Origin of the sequence: Virgibacillus salexigens (assembly GCF_014905415.1) — a bacterium.
GTDB classification, from domain to species: domain Bacteria; phylum Bacillota; class Bacilli; order Bacillales; family Amphibacillaceae; genus Virgibacillus; species Virgibacillus salexigens.
In genome coordinates this window covers 689,505-713,900 of record NZ_BNEO01000001.1, presented here as the reverse complement: position 1 = coordinate 713,900, position 24,396 = coordinate 689,505, and the positions used below count along the sequence as shown (strand labels likewise).

Below are 24,396 nucleotides of genomic sequence, written 5' to 3'. Positions count from 1 at the left end.
AAGAGTACAGGCTATAAATATATAACTGAGGTTTTCATTAACTTGATACAGCATAAAGAATAATCCCGACATTATTATGCAAAAGAAAAAATGAAAAAACAGGCTGGGGAAAGCTGCTTGACCCATAGATGAACCAGTTAATTAACCGTTATTTTCAAAAAGCTAAACTGGGTTATAACAAGGAATAAATAAAAGATTGTTTCAGATTATCGATTATGAGGATTATGAGGAGTGAGGTATATTTATGAAACACTTAAGATTAGCAGTCGGTTTAGTCTTTTTCCTTGTTTTATTAACTGCTTGCAGTGATTCTAATGATGATACTACGAAGGCAAAACAAAATAATAGTTCAGGGGAGCAAGCATTGTCTGAAGAGTTATATTTCTTTAACTGGGGCGAGAATATTGATCCGGAAATTCTCAAAGACTTTGAAAAAGAGTATGGTGTGAAGGTGGTTTATGACACATACTCATCGAATCAGGAAATGATAACAAAACTAAGTAGTGGGACAGTTGCCTATGATATTGTTGTGCCGACCGATTATTTCGTACAGCAAATGATCCAAGAGGGTATGCTGCAGGAGTTGAACTTGGAAAACATTCCGAATCTTGAAAACATTGAAGAGGAATTTCGGGATCCTTCGTTTGACCCTGGGAATAAATATTCCGTTCCATATTTATATGGAAGCATCGGGATTGTTTACAATAAAGAAAAAGTAGAAACACCGACAAGTTGGGATGATCTTTGGAATCCGAAGTATAAAAATCACGTAACTATTCAGGAAACTCCGCGTGAGGGGATATCGATGGCATTACAGAAACACTACTATGATATTAACCAGCCAACAGAAGAAACGTTAAGTGAGGCAAAGAAAAGTCTTTTGAAAATTAAACAAAATATACTCGCTTATGATTCAACGCCAGCAGGAAAACTGGTTAATGAAGAAGTATGGATATCACAAGTCTATTCAGATCAGGCAGGTACTGCTATGGAAGAAAATAATAATTTGGATTATGTACTTCCAGAAGAGGGTGGGATGTTGTGGATGGATAACTTTGTAATCCCTAAAACATCGAAAAATAAATATACAGCGGAAGTATTTATTAACTATATGCTGGAAGCAGAAGTGAGTAAAAAACTGACAGATGCTATTCCGAGCAGTAATCCAAATGCTGCAGCTAAAGATTTAATGAGCGAAGAAGAGAAAAGTAATCATGCCTCTTACCCAGAGATCCCGGAAAAAGCGGTTTTCTTTGAATATTTAGAGCCAGATGAATTAGCGAAAATGAATCAACTATATAAAAATATTAAAGTAGAATGAATAAACAACTTAACTTTCGCAGTTAAAAATAATCCTGCAACTATTGGTATGATAAGGTTTATCCCGCATGTAACTGGCAGTAAGCCCCCCACTTCAATCCTACGAGGTGAAATTAAGGAAGATAAGTGGGGAATCCGACTGCCAGTAAATGTCCGATTTTGTTCAGAGGCCTTTAGGTCATACCCTTGCGGTACTAACAATCAGAGGGGGATAAAAGAAAACCCCCACTGATTGAAGATTCACTTTATATGAAACTTGTTATGATATTTGACAAGCGTTAGATAGGAGGGTGTTCCTAACACCGCTGCCTTCCACGAAAGGTGACATGCTTTCCGCGGGCACGGCTTTAGCCTCCTCACTCGCAAAGACCGCTCATTGCGGGGTTTTCAGACACGTGCTTTTCCCGTAGGAGTCAGTCACCTTTCGTTCCAGGAAGCTAATGAAGTGGTTCAACATCGCATGTGCTTTGCTCGCTAAATGAATAATGAAATCAACAAGTTTTTTTAAAACATCAAATCATTGGCTTAACAACATTTGATATGCTTTTTGTAAGAAATCCAACTATGTCACTGAAAAGAATTCGTTGCTGATAATGACAATAACTACTAGTATTAGCAGATTGAAAATATGTAGACTCCAGTGGGAAGTAAGAGATCGGCGAGACCCGCAGGACGGCAGTCCGAGGAGTCTCGACACTCGCCTACGGAAAGCGAAGTATATTCAATCTGCGGTGTTTAGAAAGATTTGTTCTATTATTAGGATAGCCTTTTCAGCGGTTAACTAACGTTAAAGAACCCTAATATCAAAGATAGTATCTTATTGCTTTAAGGCCTTGTCATATACGGAGGTTATCTTGTTTTTTAATGCGAAAGTTGAGTAATAATATAATAAAAAGAAGTATTCTGAAAAGTTGGAGGTTCTAGGATTAGAAGTATTACTTCTGGTGAAGAACTTGCGGATAGTTTTATCTTGCCATTAAGGCGGATAATGCGGTGATACTAACAATGATTATGCTGTAACGTGGAGTTCTATATTTAGAAGAAATGTAACTGAATATTTTTTTCGAAAAACGGAATACCGCCCCAAAGCTATTGTGAAAAATCGCTCAGCGCAAGTACTATTTCATAGTGTTTCGTGCCTTAAGCGAAGTGAAAGGAATGGCCATAGCTATGAGTATTTTTAAACAAGCTGATTTGGTATTGTCCAGTCATGCCCTATTTACAGGTTTGGAGGATACTACGTTTTCCGGCTCCGTCGCAATTAAAGATAAGCACATCATTGCGGTGGGTTCAGAAGAAGAAGTTAAATCATACATTGGTCCCAATACAAAAGTCAATGTTTATGAGAATCAGCTTATCATGCCTGGTTTTCAAGATTTCCACCTTCATCTGTTCCTTGGAAGTTTATCGCAGGACAGTGTTTGGTTGATAGATGCAAAGTCAGAACAAGAAACGGCGGAAATGGTTAAAACCTTTGCGGACAGTCGACCGAATGATCCGTGGGTGATTGGTTTTAGGTGGTATCATGTGTTTTGGGATGAAAAAAAATTGCCGCATCGTTCTACACTTGACCAGCTGATCCCGGATCGTCCTGTCTTCCTATTTAATGCCGAATGTCACGGGGCATGGTTAAATAGTAAAGCCCTTGAGTTCGCAGGTATTGATAGGAACACACCTGATCCGCCATTTGGTGAGATTGCACGAGATGAGAATGGGGGACCGACAGGGTTTTTATCTGAGACAGCAATGGGATTGGCACACATGGCATTCAGTACCATTCCAAGGGAACGACAAACTGAATTAATTCAAAAGTTTTTGGATCGTGCGTCGAGGTTAGGGATTACAACAGTGAGTGACATGCTGCCGCTTCCAAATCTTGAACTAGGGGATCTTGATTCTTATCATGAGTTTGAAAAAAAGATAAATTAACGACTCGCATTCAATTTTTGACGGCGTTAAATGGTGATTTGGAACGACCCAAGATGTTAAGAGAGAAATTCAAATCGGATAAGCTCATGTTTTCGGGTTTAAAACAATTTCTGGACGGAGTGCCAACCACGTACACTGCTTATCTTGTGGATCCTTATTCAGACCGGCCGGATACGCAGGGCGATACGCTTATTCCGATTGACCGTGTGAAAGAATGGGCGCTAGATGCCGATAATGAAGGCTTTCGTATCCGTTTTCATGCTTGCGGTGACGGTGCTGTCCGATTGGGATTGGATATCTTTGAAGAAGCGCAGAAAGCCAATGGAGTACGGGATTCTCGTCATACGATAGAGCATATTGAAGTCATTCATCCCGAGGATATTGATCGTTTTTCAGAACTAGGTATCATCGCTTCCATGCAGCCGGAACATATGGCAGCGGCTGAAAAATTCAAAGATAATGACTATCTTGTTCGACTAGGAAAAAAACGTGAACATTTGACATGGCCCATTCGGACATTGCAAGATAGAGGGGCACGAATGGCGTTTGGTACGGACTTCCCTGTTGTTGGGCTTGAACCGATGACGGAGATTTACCGTGCGGTTACCCGGGTTCATAATGACGGGAATCCGGCGGGAGGCTGGAATCCCAATGAAAAAATCACCTTGGCTGAGGCGTTACGGAATTATACATTAGGCTCCGCTTATGGGGGATTCTGTGAAAATGAGTTGGGTACACTCGAAAAAGGAAAATTGGCCGACGTTATTGTACTCGATCGAAATTTGTTTGATGTGCCTGTAGAAGAAATCAGAGAGACCAAGGTGAAATTAACCGTTATGGACGGAAAGGTTGTATTTGAAGATGAAGGGAAGGGGAAACCAAATTGACAAAAATCCTTTTGACGCAAATCGAACCGGCTTTATGTGATAAACAAGAGAATTTCAATAAGATGCTTGATTTTATCCAATAAACGAAGGAAAAGAAGGCAGAACTGGTTCTATTTCCTGAAATGGCTTTGACGGGTTATTTCACACGGAAGATCCTAGAGTATTCAGTAACTTCAAAAATCGGCAACATACTATCAATTAGTTTTGACAATAAAAGGAGCCGGGATTATATTGGCTCCCACAATGGCATCCGTGTTTTTAGGGTGTCTTTTTATTCGACGGGTCGTTACAAGATGCTTAGTGTTTAGCGGCTGTTCTATTTATTTTAGGGTAGAGACGACATTTCGATAAAACGACAGGATAAAAGTAAAGAAGTATAATTTCCATATAGTGGAATATTGTACTTAAAGAGACTAGTTCTAGTGAGTTATGCTAAAATGCATAATTTGAGGTAAGAAAGTATAAAATGTGGACCCGTGGCGAAAGTCATCATTGATTGAGTTGAATGATGTCCGACTAAATCGGGCTTTGCACCCAACGTCGGCATACCCCTATGAAGGGGCATGATTCCTTTATCTCCTACGGTAGGATGATCGGCTAATTTCGCCACTTTGCGTGGCAATGCCGACCCACCCTGCTTGGCAGGGCGCAGTTCGTACGTCGCTAAACGGGCGCTTGCGCCTTTGTTCTGAGAAATATCGATTCATATGTTTGGTCCTATGTTTTTTCATTTATAAATATCCATGGAAATTTGGATTGTATAGGTTTTGGTCTTTTGGTTATTGAGAATAGTTTATTTAGTATGCGTGTATGTATAGATTATGCAGAAATGCATAGAATATAAAGCTTATGATTTTAGAAAAATAAATAGTGAAATGCAAAAGCATAAAAAAACAAAATGTATAATCTTGTTTTGAAAGCGTTTTAAATATGGTGGATGAACATTTCATAAATGTTGGCATGACATTTGCATGTATATGGTTGAAGGACTGATTTTCATAAAAGAAATGGAGGAATTATATATGAAACATGCACCTGTTAAAAGCAAGCTAACTGAAGAGCTGGAACAAATGGACGTTCAACATTATCTGCATCCAACAAGTATTCCGGGGCAGGTTCCGAAAATGGTTTTTGAAAGCGGGAATGGCATTCATGTAAGAAATACAGAAGGTGAATCATTTATTGACGGCATCTCTATGTTGTGGAATGTAAATTTAGGGCACGGCAACAAAGAATTGGGCAAAGCAGCTCAATCACAAATGGAGAAAATTGCGTTTGCCTCCTCTTTTGCCGGTTATTCGAATGAACCAGCTATTCGTTTGACAAAAAAGCTAGCGGACTGGTCTCCAGATGGATTGAATACGGCGTTTTATACTTCTGGCGGGTCGGAATCTAATGATACCGCCTTCAAATTAGCCCGTTTATATTATCAGATAAAAGATCAGCCGAAGAAAACGAAATTCATTTCCTTTGTAAATGGGTACCATGGGGTAACGATTGGTGCTGGAACGGCGACAAAAATCGCTGGATTCCATCGGTTTGCTGGTACTGAAATGGTAGATGTGCTTCATGCAACCCCACATTTAACAGAATGTGAAAAAGGGGAGCGCGCTCATCCTGATTTTGAAAAATCAGCTCGCCATCTCATTGAAACAGAAGGAGCAGAAACCATTGCTGGACTGATTATAGAACCGATTCAAGGATCCGGCGGGGTATATATGCCACCGGAAGGATATATGAAGGCGCTGCGAGATTTGTGTGATGAGTTTGATATTTTGTTAATTGCAGATGAAGTTATTAATGGCTTCTGTCGGACGGGTGAGAAATTTGCGGTAGATCATTGGAACGTGGTTCCTGACCTAATGTCACTTGCTAAAGGGATTACAAGCGGATATGCACAATTAGGTGCTGTGATGATTCATGACAACGTAAAAGAAGTTATCAACACATTCGGAAACGTAATGGCTCATGGATTTACGTATAGTGGGCACCCCATGGCTTGTGCAGTCGGTATTCGAAACATGGAAATTATGGAAGAAATGAATCTTGTAAAACATGTGAAAGCAATGGAAAAAGTACTGAATGATGGGCTTGCTTATTTGAACGACAAACACGAAACGGTAGGTCTTTGTCGTAATAAAGGTTTAATGGGAGCATTTGAACTCTTTGAAAACAGTGCGTCTGGCAAACGTTTTGCGGCTGAGAAGAAAGCAGGCCTTCAATATGTAGAAGATTGTTTTCAACATCATTTGATTTTACGAGCACTCGGAATGGCCGATGGAAAATCAATTATTGCATTGGCGCCTCCTCTAGTTATTAGTAAGTCAGAGGTGGAAAGTATGGTCGCAATTATGGACGATGCGCTTACCAACTTTTCTGTGTAAAAAAACTAGTTTAATAGAATAGGGTGTAAATAATGAAAATATTGAATCTTGAGGGGACTGCGAAGGAAATCGGGCGTCAGCATGGTGAGCAAGGTAAGAAAGAAATCGATAAAAGTATGGAAACGTATGAACGGCTTTTTTATGAGTACCAGGGTATTGATTGGAAGACGGTAAGAGAGCGTGCGCTGATTCATGTTCCCGCAATCGAAGCCTTTGATTCCGTTTTGCTTGATGAAATAGAAGGGGTTGCTGAAGGGTCTGGGCTTGCATTTGAAGATATTTTGGCTCTAAATGCACGGAGCGAAATTGCACTTACTGGCGATGCTCATACGTCATTTAGCGATGGCTGTACAAGTATTTGCACGAGCAGTCCACTAACTGCCGATACGATTATCGGGCAAAATTGGGACTGGAAAGCTACGCAAAAAGACAGTTTGCTGATGATGAATATCGAGAGGAAAGATAGACCGAATATCCTTATGGTTACAGAAGGTGGCATTATTGGAAAGATTGGTTGTAATGAACACGCAGTTGGTGTTGGACTAAATGCACTTCATTCCAGCAAGAAGTCTGATGGGGTGCCAATTCACTTAGGTCTTCGCTCGATTTTGGATTCTGCTTCCCTTCATGAAGCAATGGGGAAAATCCAAGAAGGTCAAATGGCTTCGGCGGCGAACTTTATGATTGGTTATAGTGAAGGTGCACATCATGGCATGACCTTTCATGTTGAGGTATCTCCCTTTGGAATAGCGATTACAAATAAAGAAGCATCCCATGGGGTACACACCAATCATATATGTTCCCAAGAGATCCAAATGCAGGTAGGAGAAGGAAATAATTTACGTTACAGTGATTCTGAAATTAGAAAGCGTAGAGCGGAGCAGCTGCTTGCTCAAGCGATTCAAAATAAAACAGAGATTACAGAAGAAACGTTTAAAATATGGCTTAGCGATACATTTAATGCACCAAACTCGATCAATCACTTTGTAAACAAGCAGGCTCCGGTACATCGACGGATGGAGACAATTTTTGGTATTGTCATGAATTTAACGAAGAATCGTATTTATATTTGTGATGGGATGCCTGTAGACCATCCCTTTCAAAAATATACGGTAAAACGCGAGAAAGAGAAACAGGTTTAAATTATAGATGTTCGACTATCGTTTTTATTTTTATAAAGGAGGATTTGTCAGGTGTATATCAACGGTAAATGGATAGAGACGAGTCAAAAAGAAGTTATTATTAACCCAGCAACAGAAGAAGAAGTGGGTGAAGTATATGTAGGTGGGCAAAAAGAAGCGGAAGAGGCGATTCAATCTGCCCACCATGCTTTTAAATCATGGCGCATGTTGTCAGGAAATGACCGAGGTAAAATTCTTGTGAAAATTGCCAATGAAATAATGAAAGTGCAATCTCAGATCGCAGAGACCATTACGAAGGAAATGGGAAAGCCGATTACTGATGCTCGGCGTGAAGTGGCTTCCGCCGCTGCTTACCTCGAATGGTATGGAGAAGAGGCGAAACGCGTATATGGGGATGTGCTTCCAGCGCTTGACACGAAAAAACAATTAATGGTCCTGCGTCAGCCTGTTGGCGTTATTGGTGCCATTACACCTTGGAATTTCCCGGTATCCATGATTACTCGAAAGTTAGGACCAGCATTGGCTGCAGGATGTACTGCTGTTTTGAAGCCAGCCCCATCAACTCCAGCATGTGCAATGGAAGTATTCAAGTGTTTTGAACGTGGTGGTTTGCCGCAAGGAGTTGCGAATCTAGTTATTGGAGACGCGGATTCCATTGGAAGTGAAATGACAAGTAATTCAATAGTAAAAAAGATTACATTTACAGGTTCAACAAAGGTCGGAAAGCTATTAATGCGTAACGCTGCAGAGAATGTTCAAAAAGTATCCATGGAATTAGGAGGCCATGCACCATTTATTGTATTTGAAGATGCTAATTTAGATGATGCTGTTGCCTCAGTGATCGGTACAAAGTTTAAGAATGCTGGTCAGACGTGTATCAGCACAAATCGAATTTACGTACAGGAGTCCATAAAGGATGAATTCAGCAATCGTCTTGCAAGAGAAGTTCATACACTGAAAGTTGGTAATGGTATGGAAGAAGATATAGAAATGGGTCCATTGATAAATGCTGCAGCATTAGAAAAAGTGGAAGATCAAGTAACAAAAGCTACGGAGTCAGGGGCAAGCGTAGTGACAGGTGGATCGCGGATTAAAGGGACAAAGGGGTATTTTTATGCGCCGACAGTACTTGCTGACACAACGGACGATATGAAAATTGCAAAAGAAGAAACATTTGGCCCAGTTGCACCGATATTTACTTTTCGTACAGAAAATGAAGTGATCGATCGAGCGAACAATACCCCATATGGGCTAATGAGCTACTGTTTCACGAATGATTTAAGTCGCAGTATACGGATGATGCACCAGCTTGACTATGGAATGGTTGGAATTAACGACCCAGCACCAATTGTTCCGCATGCACCTTTTGGAGGAATGAAAGAGAGTGGAATTGGCAGGGAAGGTGGTACATCAGGACTTTATGAGTTTATGGAAGAAAAATTTGTATCCATTCGTACTGCTGAAAAATGAATGTGGTTTCTAGAGATATGGGAAGAATCTGCTATCACGAAATAATAATTAATTAAAAGAGAGGAAGTCGAACCATGTATGAGGCAGAAGTAACGGAACGTGATGAGCGATTAATTGTTCGTAACATAAGATATGAGGATTTGGAGGAGATCGCAGCATTATCGAATAAGTGCTTCGGTCCAGATATATCACTCCAAAGGGAGCATTTTGCAAGTCAATTGGAGGTTTTTCCTGAAGGTCAAATTTGTATTGAATACGAAGGTGAAATTGTCGGGAATGCATCGAGCTTAATTATTAACTACCATGACTATGATGAGGACCATTCCTATAAAGTATTATCTGATGAAGGGTATATTCGTAATCATAATCCGCATGGGGTACATCTGTATGGAATTGAAGTTGGCGTTCACCCTGATTATAGAGGGATGAAAATTGGTCAACGTTTGTATGATGCCCGAAGAGCCATTTGTAAAGAATTTAATCTAAAAAGTATCTTCATTGGAGGGCGGATTCCTTTTTACTATAAATATGCAGAGCAAATGTCTGCGAAAGATTATGCATTAAAAGTAATTCATGGTGAATTATATGATCCTGTTCTTACCTTTCAATCCAAGAAAGGGTTTGTATTACATGAGGTGGTCGCAAACTACTTGCCCGATGATCATGAATCACTGAAGTATGCAACAACGATGGAATGGAGTAATCCCGACTACGTGGAAAAGTAAATAAAAAGAAGATGAGTTTCAAACGAAATATAATTAACTGAAAAGACAATTTTTTAAAATTGTAAGGAGTATAAAATAACAAGTGAAATTACAGATCGGACAATAGTATAAAAATAGAGGGAGGATGGGTTAGTTTGAAGAAAACGGGTAAAAGACCATCATTAAAGGTGGCTATGATTCCGATTATCTTCATGATAATTGCGCTTTACGTAGGTATATCTATACTTGAGCTTGATCCTCATATACCTCTGTTGTTTAGTGGAATTGTTGCTGCAATTGTTGCCCTTTGTTTAGGTTATTCTTGGCAAGAATTGGAGAGTAGTTTTTTAGATACGATTAGACTGTCTCTACAAGCGGTTGTCATTTTATTAATAATTGGGACGATCATAGGTTCATGGATAGCAGCTGGTATAGTTCCTACAATGATTTACTATGGTATGGACCTGTTATCACCGAGTTATTTTTTAGCATCTGCATGTATAATTTCCTGTGTTGTAGCTTTAGCATCTGGAAATGCATGGACAGCCGCAGGAACGATAGGTATAGCAATTATGGGGATTGGCCAAGGGCTGGGCGTTGATTTACCAATGGTTGCAGGGGCCGTTATATCTGGGGTATATTTCGGAGATAAAGTATCGCCGCTTTCAGAAACAACGAATATGGCGCCTGGTATTACAGGAGCGGAGTTATTCGAACATATCAAACATATGATGTATACGACGATTCCAGCATTAGTGATTGCATTAGTCATTTATACGTTTTTAGGCCTTCAATTTTCAGAAACGCAATCAAGTATTGCACAAGTACAAGCATTACAAGATCAGTTAAGCGGAATATTCGAGATTTCACCGTGGCTGCTTATACCGCCTGCAGCAGTAATCGTTATGATGTTATTTAAGATGCCGGCAATTCCAGGTCTTACAATCGGTTCTTTGTTGGGAGTGGCATTTGCTATTCTATTTCAGGGAATGGATCCGGGCAATGCTTTAAGTGTTATGTACTATGGGTTTTCACAAGATGTCGGAATCGAAGTAGTAGATAATCTACTTAATAATGGCGGGATTGAAAGTATGATGTATACTATTACATTAATTATCATCGCTCTATCGTTTGGTGGTTTATTAGAAAAATCCGGCTGCTTGGAAGTAATTGTAGAAGCCATCATTTCGATTGCCAAATCAACAGGAAGTTTAATTGCTTCCACAGTTGCGACTTGTATTTCAGCGAACGTTGTTGCTTGTGATCAATATTTATCTATCATCATTCCAGGAAGGATGTATTCGAAGGTATATAAAGATAGGAATCTTCACCCTAAAAACCTATCGAGAACATTGGAGGATGCAGGTACCATGACTTCACCGCTCGTTCCTTGGAATACGTGTGGGGTGTTTATGTTTGCTACGTTAGGTGTTTCCGCATTCAGTTATGCTCCGTATGCTTTTTTAAATATAATCAGTCCAATGATTGCAGTGATATATGGTTATACGAATTTCAAACTAGCATATTTGACAAATATATCAGACCCTGTTCAGCATGTGGATTTTAAAAGCGATGCAGATATACAAACAGAAAAAAGTCAGAATGTTAAGTGATTTGGGGTTGATAACTGCTTTAGTAGTATAAAAAGGCATGATTCTTAGGCTATAAATTACAGAATCATTGGTTTGAAAATCATGCATAGGTGGCAGGCAAATGACAAAAGTTCATAGAAGAGTGAAATCCGTTCCATGCTGGAACATTCAATGGTAACAATAGACCAACCCCATCAAGGGGGAAGGAGCTATATTAGGAATAATCCCTCAACAGGTCTTGTGAACTAATGAGGGATTATTTTTGTTTTTTGTTGGACACGATAAACAAGATTAACATTTTTCGAACGCTATCATTAATGTTAACACGGAATTTCCTTAAATATTTGTTTATAAAGAGGGAGGAATGCTTCGATGGACATCAATAACGTTAATCAAAAAACTACCTTTAATAATGTGAATACAATCATATTCGATATTGTTGGAACGCTTGTGGACTATGTTGGTACCACTAATCAGGAAATAACACGCGTGTTTTTAAGCAGTGGATTTGATGAAGAACGAGCGCAGGAAGTGGTCAATACATGGGAAAAGAGACAACAATCGTTTCAAGATAAAATTATAAAAGGAGAAGTTCCTTTTATGCTTCAAGATGATATTCGACGCCAAGTACTATCCACTGTTTTGGAAGAACAAGAAATTTCATTAACGCGTGACAACTTCGAACACCTAGTCAATGTTGGAAGGTACTTTACACCATGGCCAGAAGCGGTAAGGCAGCTAAGTGAACTAGGAAATTTAGTTAAAACAGTGGGGTTAACAAACGCAAGCTTAACACAGATCACGGAGGTATGTTCTCGCGGCGCTTTACGTTGGCATGTCCTACTTTCAACTCAACTTGCGCAAACGTACAAGCCAACACCTGAAGCATATCAACTGCCCATTGATTTACTAGGGATCGATCCAGCTCATACGCTGTTTATTTCTGCGCATCCTTGGGATTTACGTGCTGCAGCTACTCATGGCTTCCTTACCGTTTATTTGCCACGTGAATATACGGAAACTCCGCTTCCTAACGATCAATTCGATCTAACGCTTCATTCACTAGATGATCTTATCGCTATGTTCCAGCGTGCTAATTAACCTAATGCATGTTTATATTAGATAAAACTTCTCATGTCATACTATATGGAGCTATGTGCGGGTATAGTTATCTAATTAAGTAATTTGCTGAGAGTATTTGACGTAAATTTTCAAAAATATTATAATGTTACTATATTTAATAGAAAGCGTATGCATGGTATAAGTCACTGCAAGTTTCCCTTGTAGTTCCCTTATATTATCTGCAGCATCCTAAAGGGGATTCTTTCATTGTATAATGACAGCTCCATCTATGTAATTGGGGATGCCAAGGCACCACAGAATAACCCAATTACGAAAAAGTACAATCAATTTTTTCTGGCACTGGTAATTGATGCGACCACCGATGACATTGTCGATTGTGAGTGTTCTTCAACAATTCAATTAACGAATCAATTTGTCAAATCCTTATTTATTGGAAGGAAGATTGATGATTCGTTAATCGAGGAAGCAATTCGCAAGCGATATCATGGTTCATCACAAAAAGCGTTGGTCGTCGCCTATCAAGACGCGAAATATAAATATAACCAAGCAAAAGGTGCTTTGACTACATAAACCTAGTCGAAATCCAGCCTGACAATGACTTGTTAGGTTGGATTTTTATTTGTTCAGAAAATAATTAAGATTGTGTGATAAGGGATTCTACAGCTGCAGCATACGCGAGTACTTTTTATATATAAAGGGGGAGAGGCTTCGTTCCAATCATGAAATAGATTAGAAATCGTAAGACAGGTTGATTGATATAAAGGGGGAAACAACATGATTACAGATGGTTTTGTTTATATTGCCGTCTTAGTAGCGTTAGCAGCATTGATGGTAGGAATAGAGAATAAATTTAGCTCGAAACGCTTTTTTAAATTCATTCCAGGTATTGTACTAATTTATATTGGGGCTGCCTTTTTACAAACAATTGGATTATTTGATAATGAAGCAACAGCACCTGCATATTCGAGTGTGAAGAATGCGCTGCTTCCAGCGATGCTAATGATTATGCTATTGAAATGTGATATTCGCAGTATCATCAAACTTGGACCGCGCATGCTCGGTGGCTATTTTGTTGCGGTAATCAGTATTATTCTTGGTTTTGCCATTGTATATCTTATATTTAATCACTTCTATGCAGCGGATACATGGCGCGCATTTGGTGCACTTGCAGGCAGCTGGACGGGTGGAAGTGCCAATATGGTTGCTTTGCAAGACATACTACAGGTTCCAGAGAATATTTTTGGTTATGTGTTAATGATGGATACGATTAATTATGCTGTGTGGGTCATGTTCATGTTCTGGCTGGTTCCGTTCGCTGGTGCATTTAATCGTTGGACGAAAGCAGATACGACAATTATGGACAGTGGATTGGCAGAGGATGCTGACAACGTGAATGATGTGCAAGGCACGGAATTCAAGCATATGATGTACTTACTTGGAATTGGTCTACTTGTCTCTGCACTCGCAACGTTAGCAGGAGATCATTTACCAGCATTAGGGGATGTGTTCAGTTCAACAACCTGGACGATTCTAATTGCTTCTGTTGTAGGGTTGATTCTTGGACAAACACGGGTGTCTAGAATTCCGGGGGCATTAGATGTTTCGAACGTGATGTTGTATATCATCGTAGCCTTAATCGCTTCGCAATCCGATTTTTCACAAATTGCCCAAGCGCCAATTTATTTAATTTCTGGATTCCTAATTATGTTGATTCACTTAGTCATTATGCTGTTACTAGGAAAGTTGTTCAAATACGATTTATTCACCCTGGGGATTGCCAGCTTAGCTAATATTGGGGGAATGGCATCAGCACCAATGCTTGCAGCTGCTTATAGCCGGAGCTTAATTCCAGTCGGTGTTGTAATGGCATTGATCGGTTCTTTCCTTGGTACGTATTTTGGGATGTTTGTAGGAAAAATTCTCGAAATACTTTAATGAGCATAAGATGACAATAGATTTTTAGATATAAAAGTGTGGATTCCTATATTACGAGGTTGGAAGAAGGAGGAAATCGTGTTGCTTATAGAGGATATAAAGGTTTCATACCGAGAGATTCCGCTGCATACGCCGTTCAAAACAGCATTGCGAACGGCAACGGAAATTGAAAGTATTACCGTAACGATTCATTTAGCGAATGGCGTGATTGGGAAAGGAGAAGCAGCACCGACTTGGGTGATAACTGGTGATTCGGCGCAGAGTATTCAGGCTGCACTTGAAGGACCGATTAAAACGGCGCTCTTTCATCAAGATATTCGTCATTTCCAAACGTTGCTTACCGCAATTCAAAATAGTTGCGTCGGAAATACGAGTGCAAAGGCAGCCGCAGATATGGCACTTTATGATGCATACAGCAAATGGCTGGCTATTCCTCTATATCAATTGTTAGGGGATCATCAACCAATTTATACATCCATGACCGTTGGGGTGGATGACCCAGCGAAGATGGCAGCTGATGCGAAGAAATGGGTGGAAGCTGGTTATTCCCGTTTAAAAATTAAAGTTGGTGCTAAGCCGGAGCTCGATATTACACGGATTACTGCGATAAGAGAAGCGATCCCTGCTGATGTGTTGCTTAGGCTTGATGCGAACCAAGGCTGGCAGCCCAAGCAGGCAGTCCAATTAATCCAAAAGATGGAGAAAATCGGTGCGGGAATCGAGTTTATTGAACAGCCGGTAAAAGCAAAGGATCTGGATGGATTGAAATTTGTTACCGATCATGTGCATACACCAATCATGGCAGATGAGAGCGTCTTTTCTCCACAGGATGCATTTACAATTGTCAGTGGCCATTACGCCGATCTTTTAAATATTAAATTAATGAAATGTGGTGGGATTCAAAATGCGCTAAGTATCGCTAATTTAGCAATGGTCCACCGCATGCCATGCATGATAGGAAGCATGATGGAATCCAGCTTTTCCGTTGGAGCAGCAGCACATTTTGCTGCTGCACATCCGAATGTCATTTATTACGACTTAGATGCACCATTATGGCTGGTAGAGGAAGCAGAAGTGATTGACTATCAAGGAGAGAAGCTTTATCTATCATCCAGTGCCGGTATTGGTGCAGTGAATGAATCAGAAAAATAGAATCAAAGAATCAGAGAAGGAGGATGTTCGATGTTGATCAAGTGGATGAAAATAGTAGGCTTAGCACTAATTGGGTGTTTACTCGTTAGCCCAGTTGAATCTCATGCTGCAGACAAGTCTTTGGAGAAAGCATTTGAAGCGGAAGAAGGGGAGACTGCTTATGTGGAAGTCGCAGTCGCCACCCTTTGGACTGGTCCGAATATTTTGCGGGAAGTCGATCAGCCGTCGGCTAGTAATCCGGTTGATATTTGGAAATGGAAAGAAAATATGACGTATGAACAAGAATTGCAGCTGTCTGGTGATGGGATGTTGGAGACCCAGGCACTGTATGGAAATAAGGTTACTATTTTAGAAAAAGAAGGGGACTGGGTAAAGGTTGCTGTTGATGGACAACCTACGCCGAAAGAGGAATTAGGTTATAGTGGATGGATGCCAGTTTCACAGTTGACGTATTCAAAAAGATTTGCATATGAAGCAGATGACGCATTTGTCATGGTAGATGCACCGACTAGTCATTTATATCATACCCCATCATTCCGACATCAGGGTATGGAGGTCAGCTACAATACACGCTTACCCTATCTAGGAGAAACCAAGCATGCATATCGGGTGATGCTGCCAAATGGAAGCCATGCGTGGGTGAAGAAAGCAGATGCGAAAACCTTTGAATCTCAAGAAGCCATCCCGACACCGACTGGACAAGCATTGGTAGAGACGGGGAAGCAATTCTTAGGCTTGCATTATTTATGGGCAGGCATGAGTGGCTTCGGATTTGACTGTTCTGGATTTACCTTTACGATGTATCAATCTCATGGAATTACGATTCCGCGTGATTCCAGTGTCCAAGCAACACATGGTGAACCTGTAGCGTATGAAGATATGCAGCCTGGAGACCTGTTATTTTTTGCTCATGATCAAGGCAAGGGGAGTGTGCATCACGTTGCCATGTATGCTGGCGATGGCATGATGATCCATTCACCAAACTCGAAAAAAGATGTAGAGATCATACCAGTGACAACAGAGGGGTATTATGAAGAGCTTTCTGGTATTCGTAGGTACATTGAAGAATAATCAATGACACTCCCTTTTTTGTAATAGCTGTTTTAACGCGCGCAGATGAAGAAGATATTTGCTCTTACATGAGGTTAGTCAATAGAACGGTGAACTGAGCGAAGCATGAACGTCCCCTTGGCAGAAGCTGAGGGGTTTTTTATATTTACGTCGACCATGCTATAGACATTTCCAAAACTACTATGTATAATAGAATTCGTTAGTTAGTTTGCCTAACTAATTAAATGTGTAAAGGTGGTAAAGAATGAAACCTTATAAGCAGTTTTTTCATGAATACAACTTAACTTATCGACCGTATGTAAACCAATTAAATCAAGAGTTGGCAGAATTTCAATTATATAGTTCACAATGGCGGATTATGCACTTCATTTTACACAATGGAGAGCAAACGCTTAGTGATATAGCTAGTTATCAGAAAGTGGAGAAGCCAACGACGACTAAAATGGTGCAACGTTTAATCGAACTTGACTATCTTCAGTCTATTTCTGGGGCGGATAAACGAACGAAGTTGATCCAATTAACAGAGAAAGGACTGGAACGTTGTGATCAAATTCAAGCGAAGATTAGCCAATTTCAACAGTACTTATTAGAAGACATACCTGAAGAAGAACAAGTAGCAGCTGCTCGTCTGTTAAATCATATTTCAGGTAAGATTTCAGATTATCGGAAAGGATGAACTGTTTTTGACAAAAGAAAAATTATGGACGAAAGATTTTGTGTTTGTATCGATTGTTAACTTTGTTTTAATGCTATCGATGTATTTATTATTAGTAACGATGGCAACCTACTCTATGGAAACGTATGGCGCTTCTGTGAGTTTGGGTGGATTGGTTGCTAGTATTTTTGTTATTGGTTCATTAATTGGTCGATTATTTTCGGGGAAAAAGATTCAGGAAACTGGAAGTAAGAAAATCTTAATTATTGGGAGTTCGCTTTTTCTTTTTTTGACCTTTTTTTATTTTTTTCCAATAGGCATCTACCCACTAATTATCCTCCGGCTGTTACAAGGTATTTGCTTAGGAATGGCGACAACGGCAACAGGTACAATTGTTGCACAGGTCATTCCTCCAACTAGAAATGGGGAGGGAATTGGTTATTTCAGTATGAGTGTTGTATTAGCAACAGCAATTGGACCATTGATTGGCGTGGCACTTGTTGCCTCCAGTGGGTATTCAAGTATCTTTGTGTTTTCACTCGTAATGGCGGTTATCAGCTTTCTACTTGGACTTATGGTGAAAGTACCAATGGTGCAAGAACCTGTGGAAACAGAAAGTAAAGGGTTCAAGCTGTCTAATTTCTTTGAATTAAATGCATTACCGGTTTCCATTGCCATGTTTGTTGCAGCTTTTGCGTATTCTGGTATTCTATCATTTATTACTGGTTATGCTGCAGATATCGATTTGGTCGAGGCGGGTAGTTTTTATTTCCTTGTATATGCTGTTATTATCCTGTTAACACGTCCAATCACTGGACCATTAATGGATCGTAAGGGAGGAAACAGTGTAGCATATCCTGGACTCCTTTTATTTGCAATTGGAATGCTTGTTCTTAGTCAGGCAACAACAGGTTGGGCTCTACTACTCGCTGCAGCAATTATAGGGCTTGGTTATGGTAATTTCCAATCAACGGCGCAAGCCCTTGCTATAAAAGTAACACCGAAGCATCGCATGGGATTGGCAAATTCCACGTATTTTATCGGTTTGGACCTTGGTTTAGGTGTTGGTCCTTTTGTATTAGGTTATTTAGTTCCGATATCTGGATACAGGGGAATGTATGTGACGCTTACTGGACTAGTGATCGTAGGCTTGATGGTCTATTACTTTGCGCATGGTAGAAAGGATAAAGGACTGTTGCAAGCACATACTGCAGCTGCAAGGGAGTAAGATCTATCTTATCAGGGGAGACGCCTTCATGGGCGTCTCTTATTGTTTAGAAATAATATGTTGAAAATTGTAAAAAATCAAACCATGGATGCATAGACAGGAGAATAAAGAGAGTGCTAGCATAAATGAAAGCGTTTTAATATTGGGGGAAGGTGATGAATTGTATTCTCATTCGAAAAGTAGAAGTGCTAGTGTATGGAAAAACTGGTTGATGATGTTTGTACTGATGATGTTCGTTGTCGCGTCGATGATGCTTAACAAGTCAAATGTTGTTCAAGCTGAAGAAGAAAGTGAAATAACCGTTAACCCGAAGCCACAGCATCTACAGGTAACAGGTAATGGCTTTCCATTGACGCCGGTTGTGGGAATCGTAGTTGGGGACGATACAGATGAAAAAGCATTACAGCATTTGAAGAAAACATTAAAAAATAATGATGTGAAGCGTATTGTGATAAAAGAACATATAGGAGACAAGCCACATACACCAACAACCATTTTTCTTGGTGGACCTTCTGAAAATGAAAACTCGAGTCAAATACTGAAAAACTTGGATATGAAACAACCAACAACCATAAAGGATGACGGTTATGTCCTTGCTACAAATGCAGATAAGAAATTAATGGTGTTAGCAGGGAAAGACAAAACAGGCACGTATTATGCAACACAAACATTTGAACAGCTTATCCAAGAGCGGCCAGGGAGAAATTGGGTTCCTAGTGTAGCAATTATTGACTGGCCGGAAATGCCGTTACGTGGGTCCATTGAAGGATTTTATGGACCTCCATGGTCTCATGAAGATCGTTTGAGTCAAATTGAATTTTATGGAGATAACAAGTTGAATTCTTATATTTATGCTCCGAAGGATGACCCATACCATCGAGAAGATTGGCGTGAACCTTATCCAGAAGAGAAGTTGAAGGAACTACAAGAATTGGTGGATCAATCGAAGGAAAATCATGTTGATTTTACCTTTTCCTTATCTCCAGGAAATACCGTATGCTACTCTGGAGACGAAGATTTTGAATTGCTTATGAATAAAATGGAAACGGTATGGGATTTAGGTGTTCGTTCCTATGCTATTTTTTTAGATGATATTAGTTATGAACTTCACTGTGATCAGGATAAGGAAATGTTCGGTGATGACCCGAATCCAACTGCAGCTGCTCAAGCTTATTTATTAAATCGTTTTGAAGAAGCGTTTATTGATACACATGAAGGTGCCAATGCGTTAATAACGGTGCCAACAGATTATGCCGGTACACACACAAATACGTACAGGGAACGATTCGCTGCATTAACGAATGAAGATATTGTTGTTATGTGGACAGGCCCAAATGTTGTATCTGAATCAATTACATCTGAAGGGGCAAGCCAAGTATCTGAAATTTTTGGTCATGAGCTATTACTATGGGACAACTATCCAGTAAATGATTTTGATCGTAATCGCTTATTTCTAGGACCACTAGTTAATAGAGATAGCGATCTAACAGAAAATGGTGTCACTGGATTAATCGCAAATCCGATGAATGAAGCGGAAGCATCCAAAATACCACTATATACGATCGCTGATTATACGTGGAATCCGTATCATTATGACCCAGAGACATCTTGGGAAAACAGTGTTCAGGATTTCGGAGGGGATGCTGCTGCTTATGTGAAGACTTTCGCCGAGAATGCTTATTCCTCTCGCCTTAGTGATAAGGAATCACTTACGATTAAACCGCTTATTAAACGGTTTTGGGATGTCTACGAATCAGACGGAGATATAAGTAAAGTAGCGAGCACATTGATACATGAGTTTCAGAAGCTGCAAACAACACCTGAAAACCTAAGAAATCATCTCAATAATCAGCAATTCTTAGGAGAAATTAGTCCCTATTTAGATAAACTAGCATTGTATGGAGAAGCAGGTGTGGAGGCAGTACATCTACTTTTAAATGAGAGAGAAGGCAATGAGGAAGAGGCAGCGAAGCACCGAGAAAAATTACAATCATTGTTAGATAGATTGGAAGAAATTCCTCAAAAAATGGGAGAGTTTGTATTTGATCCATTTCTAATCCAAGCATTGTATGGGGAATATGTTCTTTCAAGACCATTAGATGGTGTGAATCAAAGTCGTGGTGCTAATCAATTAATCCAATATACACCCGACCATGGTGATACTACAGGCACGAATATATACGGTTATGAGGTAACGGTTGTAGATGGAGAAGTGGTAAAAAGGGGTGGAAATAATTCAGACATCCCTGATAACGGTTATGTTCTTAGTATCCATGGGAGTGACTGGTTAAGGGAAAATGCATTAATGGGAGCTGAAGTTGAGATTAAGGATGATCGAGTGATGATTACGATACCGAAATAGGTTGTTGCTAAAGAGAGGTGCAGTCCCTTTTTAAACAAGGACTGCACCTCTTGCTAGTTTAGTAGGATAAAATGACATCCGCCATTACTGGGTAATGATCACTTGGGAATTGTCCATTTTTACTGTCATCGAAAATCTTAATTTTATGTGTATAAATATTTCCTTTTCCAAGTATCCAGTCAATTCGATTATCTGGACCGCCACCAGTTGGATCATCGAATCCATTAAAAGTACCAAGCTTTTCATTAAATCTAAATTTTGCAGTATCCCACAAGTCACTAAATGCTCCCTCACTTGTTAGTGTCTGGTGTGGAATGCTATCAGGGCTTGTATTAAAATCTCCTGTTAAGAAAATAGGTAGAGATTCATCAAAATTATTGATTTTCTTCATGATTAACGCTGCACTCTTCTCTCTAGCATTTGCAGATTCATGATCGAAATGCGTATTGACCACATAGAGGCTTTGCTTGCTCTTTTTATCAACAAATTTTGCCCAAGTTACCATCCGTGGAATATTATTCCCCCAAGTTTTGGAACCGATCACCTCTGGTGTATCTGATAACCAGAAGTGATCATATTCGATAGGAGAATATTGCTTTTTGTCATAAAATATAGCTGCGTATTCTCCATTGCTTCCACCTTCACGTCCCAAACCAATCCAGTCGTAATGTTTTAGACTTTGTTCAAGATCAGTAAGCTGCTGATATAAAACTTCTTGCGTCCCAATGATATCCGGTCTTTCTCTACGAATAAGTTTTTTAATGGCAGGGAGTCTCTCCTCCCAGGTATGTGGGGAAGGATCGCTGTCATTTAAATACCTTAAATTATAGGTCATAATCTTTAAATCTACCTTCGTGGATTGTCCAGATTTTTCAGATGCTAACACATTTGAAGGTCCTATTAAGGTACTATCTACCAACATAATTACAATCATTACCAATAAAATAGGATATAATGCTTTTTTCAACTCAAATTCCTCCTTTGTTATTCACTAGGTTAAGTATATATATCTATTGTTAACTATTAATTAAAATAGATTTAATTTATATAAAGGTTATTTGAAAGTGTAGGTAAATTAATTTATAAGCGTACAATAATAAAAAAATGGAAAATTATTGAAACTGTTTTTCTGTTAAATCGTACTAAATGTTAGGAAGATGAATTAAGATCGTAAAAAAGTGAAAGGAGTTCATGTATTAAATTTATCTTTGGTATTAAGCTTGAAAGGTGAGAGATATGTATTTTGTTAAATTTATCTTTGTATGGATAGTAGGAATAATTGTAACAACTTATATTATCAATTTATTTCAAGGCGAAGCAATGGATTGGGGAAATGTTCTCTTATTAGTTATCGGTGGATTGATTGGATTGGTTATTGGTAAGTCAATAAAGAATACAATCAAAAAAGTAAAAGAAGAACAGCAAGAATGATAAAATGAATATAACAAAAAAGGTTGCCCCAAAAGCGTTTAAAACTTTGAGGCAACCCTTTATTTATTTTACTCGATTTGTCTTCTTTAATAGATAAAGGAGATAAGGTGCGCCAATCAGCGAGACAATGATACCTGCTGGAATTTCCTTCGGGGCAAGCAATACCCTTCCAAAAAAGTCAGCGGAAAGCAACAGTAGGCCGCCTATGACTAAAGTTAATGGAAGTAGCTGCAATAACTTTGGTCCAACCAATTGTCTGGCAATATGTGGTGCGAGTAATCCGACAAAACCAATTGCTCCAACAATGGATACACTAATTGCAGATAATACGACTCCTAAAACAATCATAAGTAATCGCATACGGCTTGTACGAACACCTAATCCAATCGAAATTTCGTCGCCAAAGGATAGAATCTCGAATGGTTTAGCTAGCCAGATAATAATTGGGATAATCAATATAACCGCAAGCAAAGCCATCACCAAGTCATCCCAACTCATTCCATACGTACTTCCAGACAGCCAGGTTAAAGCTTGGGAAGCGTGGACATTCGCTCGCACGAGTAAAATTTGAATAAGTGCAGCACCAACTGCTGACATGGCGATTCCCATTAATAAGAGAATCATCGGCTGGAATCCGCTTTTTGAGCTAATGATTAACACAATTACCATTGTTAATAGGGCTCCTAGCAATGCACCAATTGGAACAAAAATAAATGGAGCTTGAGGAAATACTACGATAAACAGCATAGCAATGACACTAGCACCAGAGGTAATCCCCAAAACAGATGCATCGGCTAACGGATTTCGTAGGACGGTTTGCATAAGTAAACCACTTGCAGCCATCATCATACCAACAGCAAAGCTTACTACTACTCGTGGGACTCGAAAATCCCAAACATAACTATTGTACATAAGCTCCTGTGGTAACGCGAGCAAATTAGTAAAACTTGTCCCCCCAAACGATAAGCTAATGACAACGAGTATCAAGATACCAAGCGATAAAATTGGGTAGAAGATTTTCCTTCGATCACGCTCAATTCTTTCTTTCCCTTCTAATGCATTTCCAGAGGAGCGCGTTTGAGTGCTCATCTTTAGTGCTAAATATACGAGCCATGGAGCACCAATAATTGCCGTCATGGCACCTACGGGTAACTCTGACAAATCAGAAATGATACGTACGAAAATATCTGCACTGATGAGTAAACTAGCACCTACAAGTACGTTGGCAATTATCATCGTTCGATGTGTTTGAAATCCCATTAATCGGACTAAATGTGGTGCAATAATACCAACAAATCCAATTGGTCCTACTACGGTGACGGTAACCGATGCTAATAAGATAGCGATAACCCAACCAAATGCTTTACTCAACGTAATATTCTGACCAAGGCCAATAGCAACTTCATCTCCAAGCAATAAGATGTCGAAGCGGCGACTGACTAAGATAGCAACCACTAATGTACCAATTATCCATGGAGTAGCAAATTGGACCCCACTCCAGTCCAATTGTAATAATGTTCCAGAACCCCATAAAAATAATCCAGACACTTCATTCTCATACAATAATTGTAATGCACTTGTGAATGACGAAAAAAGCATGGTTACAATGAGCCCCGTTAATGCGATACGCACAGGGTCTAAAGATTTGCCAACTAAAAAGGTGACACTTAATGCTGCCGCAATTCCTCCTGCCATCGTCACGATAATCGGGTAGCCACCGCTAATGGAAGGGAAGAAAATCGTGAATAATACGACAAAAAAATATGCCCCTGCATGGATACCTAAGGTACTCGCACTGGCAAGTGGGTTTTTCGTCATTGTTTGTAATAACATCCCTGCAACAGCTAATGCTGCTCCTGCTAAGCAGCCAATTACAAATCGAGGCATACGATTATATAATAAAAAGCTTAATTCCTGATCATTATTCCACACGTCTAACCAAAACGTAATAAAGCCCGAAGAGGCTTGCCCTTGGCTTAAGTGAATCAATCCAAGGACAAGAAATAACAGAAAACATCCGAATATGAAAAGGATTGGTTTTACCTTCATAC

At 39.6% G+C, this 24,396-nt stretch carries 19 protein-coding genes; 17 read left to right on the top strand and 2 right to left on the bottom strand.

Going from position 1 to position 24,396, the window contains the following annotated elements; genetic code table 11:
* Window positions 1-244 precede the first annotated feature (244 nt).
* The 16 genes from JKP73_RS03265 (at window position 245) to JKP73_RS03195 (ending at window position 20,914) form a co-directional block, all read left to right on the top strand.
* A complete protein-coding gene (locus tag JKP73_RS03265; protein WP_021289528.1) occupies window positions 245-1,321 on the top strand; it encodes an ABC transporter substrate-binding protein in 1,077 nt (358 codons plus the stop codon).
* A 1,169-nt stretch (window positions 1,322-2,490) separates the two neighbouring features.
* Complete coding sequence (locus JKP73_RS23470) at window positions 2,491-3,249, top strand: amidohydrolase (RefSeq protein WP_308436478.1); 759 nt, start codon at window positions 2,491-2,493, stop codon at window positions 3,247-3,249.
* A 17-nt stretch (window positions 3,250-3,266) separates the two neighbouring features.
* Window positions 3,267-4,136 (top strand): amidohydrolase, encoded by an 870-nt coding sequence (locus tag JKP73_RS23465; protein ID WP_308436477.1) that lies wholly within the window; start codon window positions 3,267-3,269, stop codon window positions 4,134-4,136.
* A gap of 1,022 nt (window positions 4,137-5,158) precedes the next feature.
* Window positions 5,159-6,520, top strand: coding sequence for an aminotransferase family protein (locus JKP73_RS03255; RefSeq protein ID WP_021289523.1), 1,362 nt, complete (start codon window positions 5,159-5,161; stop codon window positions 6,518-6,520).
* Window positions 6,521-6,552: 32 nt separating this feature from the next.
* On the top strand, window positions 6,553-7,662 hold the full coding sequence (locus JKP73_RS03250) for a C45 family autoproteolytic acyltransferase/hydrolase (RefSeq protein ID WP_021289522.1): 1,110 nt from the start codon (window positions 6,553-6,555) through the stop codon (window positions 7,660-7,662).
* 51 nt (window positions 7,663-7,713) lie between these two features.
* Entirely contained in the window at window positions 7,714-9,132 is a 1,419-nt protein-coding gene (locus tag JKP73_RS03245; protein WP_234447045.1) for an NAD-dependent succinate-semialdehyde dehydrogenase, read from the top strand.
* A 74-nt stretch (window positions 9,133-9,206) separates the two neighbouring features.
* Window positions 9,207-9,857: a GNAT family N-acetyltransferase gene (locus JKP73_RS03240; protein ID WP_200410908.1), complete on the top strand. Its 651-nt coding sequence runs from the start codon at window positions 9,207-9,209 to the stop codon at window positions 9,855-9,857.
* Between the two features lie 134 nt (window positions 9,858-9,991).
* Entirely contained in the window at window positions 9,992-11,449 is a 1,458-nt protein-coding gene (gene nhaC, locus JKP73_RS03235; protein WP_021289519.1) for a Na+/H+ antiporter NhaC, read from the top strand.
* Between the two features lie 351 nt (window positions 11,450-11,800).
* Window positions 11,801-12,529 carry an HAD-IA family hydrolase gene (locus tag JKP73_RS03230; RefSeq protein WP_200410907.1) on the top strand — a complete coding sequence of 243 codons (729 nt, stop codon included), beginning with the start codon at window positions 11,801-11,803 and terminating at the stop codon, window positions 12,527-12,529.
* A 228-nt stretch (window positions 12,530-12,757) separates the two neighbouring features.
* Window positions 12,758-13,081: a DUF3870 domain-containing protein gene (locus tag JKP73_RS03225; protein WP_200410906.1), complete on the top strand. Its 324-nt coding sequence runs from the start codon at window positions 12,758-12,760 to the stop codon at window positions 13,079-13,081.
* A 204-nt stretch (window positions 13,082-13,285) separates the two neighbouring features.
* Window positions 13,286-14,446 (top strand): DUF819 family protein, encoded by a 1,161-nt coding sequence (locus tag JKP73_RS03220; RefSeq protein WP_200410905.1) that lies wholly within the window; start codon window positions 13,286-13,288, stop codon window positions 14,444-14,446.
* Between the two features lie 81 nt (window positions 14,447-14,527).
* Complete coding sequence (locus JKP73_RS03215; protein ID WP_200410904.1) at window positions 14,528-15,598, top strand: dipeptide epimerase; 1,071 nt, start codon at window positions 14,528-14,530, stop codon at window positions 15,596-15,598.
* 45 nt (window positions 15,599-15,643) lie between these two features.
* Entirely contained in the window at window positions 15,644-16,669 is a 1,026-nt protein-coding gene (locus JKP73_RS03210; protein ID WP_038244877.1) for a C40 family peptidase, read from the top strand.
* Window positions 16,670-16,913: 244 nt separating this feature from the next.
* Window positions 16,914-17,345, top strand: coding sequence for a MarR family winged helix-turn-helix transcriptional regulator (locus tag JKP73_RS03205; RefSeq protein ID WP_021289513.1), 432 nt, complete (start codon window positions 16,914-16,916; stop codon window positions 17,343-17,345).
* 7 nt (window positions 17,346-17,352) lie between these two features.
* A complete protein-coding gene (locus tag JKP73_RS03200) occupies window positions 17,353-18,552 on the top strand; it encodes an MFS transporter (RefSeq protein WP_021289512.1) in 1,200 nt (399 codons plus the stop codon).
* An 88-nt stretch (window positions 18,553-18,640) separates the two neighbouring features.
* Window positions 18,641-20,914, top strand: a complete 2,274-nt coding sequence (locus tag JKP73_RS03195) for a glycoside hydrolase family 84 protein (RefSeq protein ID WP_200410903.1) — start codon at window positions 18,641-18,643, stop codon at window positions 20,912-20,914.
* Between the two features lie 58 nt (window positions 20,915-20,972).
* Here the strand turns inward: JKP73_RS03195 and JKP73_RS03190 are convergent, their stop codons facing one another.
* Window positions 20,973-21,881: an endonuclease/exonuclease/phosphatase family protein gene (locus JKP73_RS03190; RefSeq protein WP_200410902.1), complete on the bottom strand. Its 909-nt coding sequence runs from the start codon at window positions 21,879-21,881 to the stop codon at window positions 20,973-20,975.
* Window positions 21,882-22,150: 269 nt separating this feature from the next.
* Between JKP73_RS03190 and JKP73_RS03185 the strand changes: the two genes are divergently transcribed.
* Window positions 22,151-22,345, top strand: a complete 195-nt coding sequence (locus JKP73_RS03185; RefSeq protein WP_021289509.1) for a hypothetical protein — start codon at window positions 22,151-22,153, stop codon at window positions 22,343-22,345.
* 63 nt (window positions 22,346-22,408) lie between these two features.
* Here the strand turns inward: JKP73_RS03185 and JKP73_RS03180 are convergent, their stop codons facing one another.
* Window positions 22,409-24,394, bottom strand: coding sequence for an iron ABC transporter permease (locus JKP73_RS03180; RefSeq protein WP_200410901.1), 1,986 nt, complete (start codon window positions 24,392-24,394; stop codon window positions 22,409-22,411).
* Window positions 24,395-24,396: the final 2 nt, after the last annotated feature.

Excerpts from the sequence above, each read along its gene's own strand:
- JKP73_RS03230 (WP_200410907.1), top strand. The coding sequence starts at position 11,801 with ATGGACATCAATAACGTTAATCAAAAAACTACCTTTAATAATGTGAAT.
- JKP73_RS23470 (WP_308436478.1), top strand. The coding sequence starts at position 2,491 with ATGAGTATTTTTAAACAAGCTGATTTGGTATTGTCCAGTCATGCCCTA.
- JKP73_RS03185 (WP_021289509.1), top strand. The coding sequence starts at position 22,151 with ATGTATTTTGTTAAATTTATCTTTGTATGGATAGTAGGAATAATTGTA.
- JKP73_RS03255 (WP_021289523.1), top strand. The coding sequence starts at position 5,159 with ATGAAACATGCACCTGTTAAAAGCAAGCTAACTGAAGAGCTGGAACAA.
- JKP73_RS03265 (WP_021289528.1), top strand. The coding sequence starts at position 245 with ATGAAACACTTAAGATTAGCAGTCGGTTTAGTCTTTTTCCTTGTTTTA.
- JKP73_RS03250 (WP_021289522.1), top strand. The coding sequence starts at position 6,553 with ATGAAAATATTGAATCTTGAGGGGACTGCGAAGGAAATCGGGCGTCAG.
- JKP73_RS03180 (WP_200410901.1), bottom strand. The coding sequence starts at position 24,394 with ATGAAGGTAAAACCAATCCTTTTCATATTCGGATGTTTTCTGTTATTT.
- JKP73_RS03210 (WP_038244877.1), top strand. The coding sequence starts at position 15,644 with ATGAAAATAGTAGGCTTAGCACTAATTGGGTGTTTACTCGTTAGCCCA.
- JKP73_RS03240 (WP_200410908.1), top strand. The coding sequence starts at position 9,207 with ATGTATGAGGCAGAAGTAACGGAACGTGATGAGCGATTAATTGTTCGT.
- JKP73_RS03220 (WP_200410905.1), top strand. The coding sequence starts at position 13,286 with ATGATTACAGATGGTTTTGTTTATATTGCCGTCTTAGTAGCGTTAGCA.
- JKP73_RS03195 (WP_200410903.1), top strand. The coding sequence starts at position 18,641 with ATGCATAGACAGGAGAATAAAGAGAGTGCTAGCATAAATGAAAGCGTT.
- JKP73_RS03205 (WP_021289513.1), top strand. The coding sequence starts at position 16,914 with ATGAAACCTTATAAGCAGTTTTTTCATGAATACAACTTAACTTATCGA.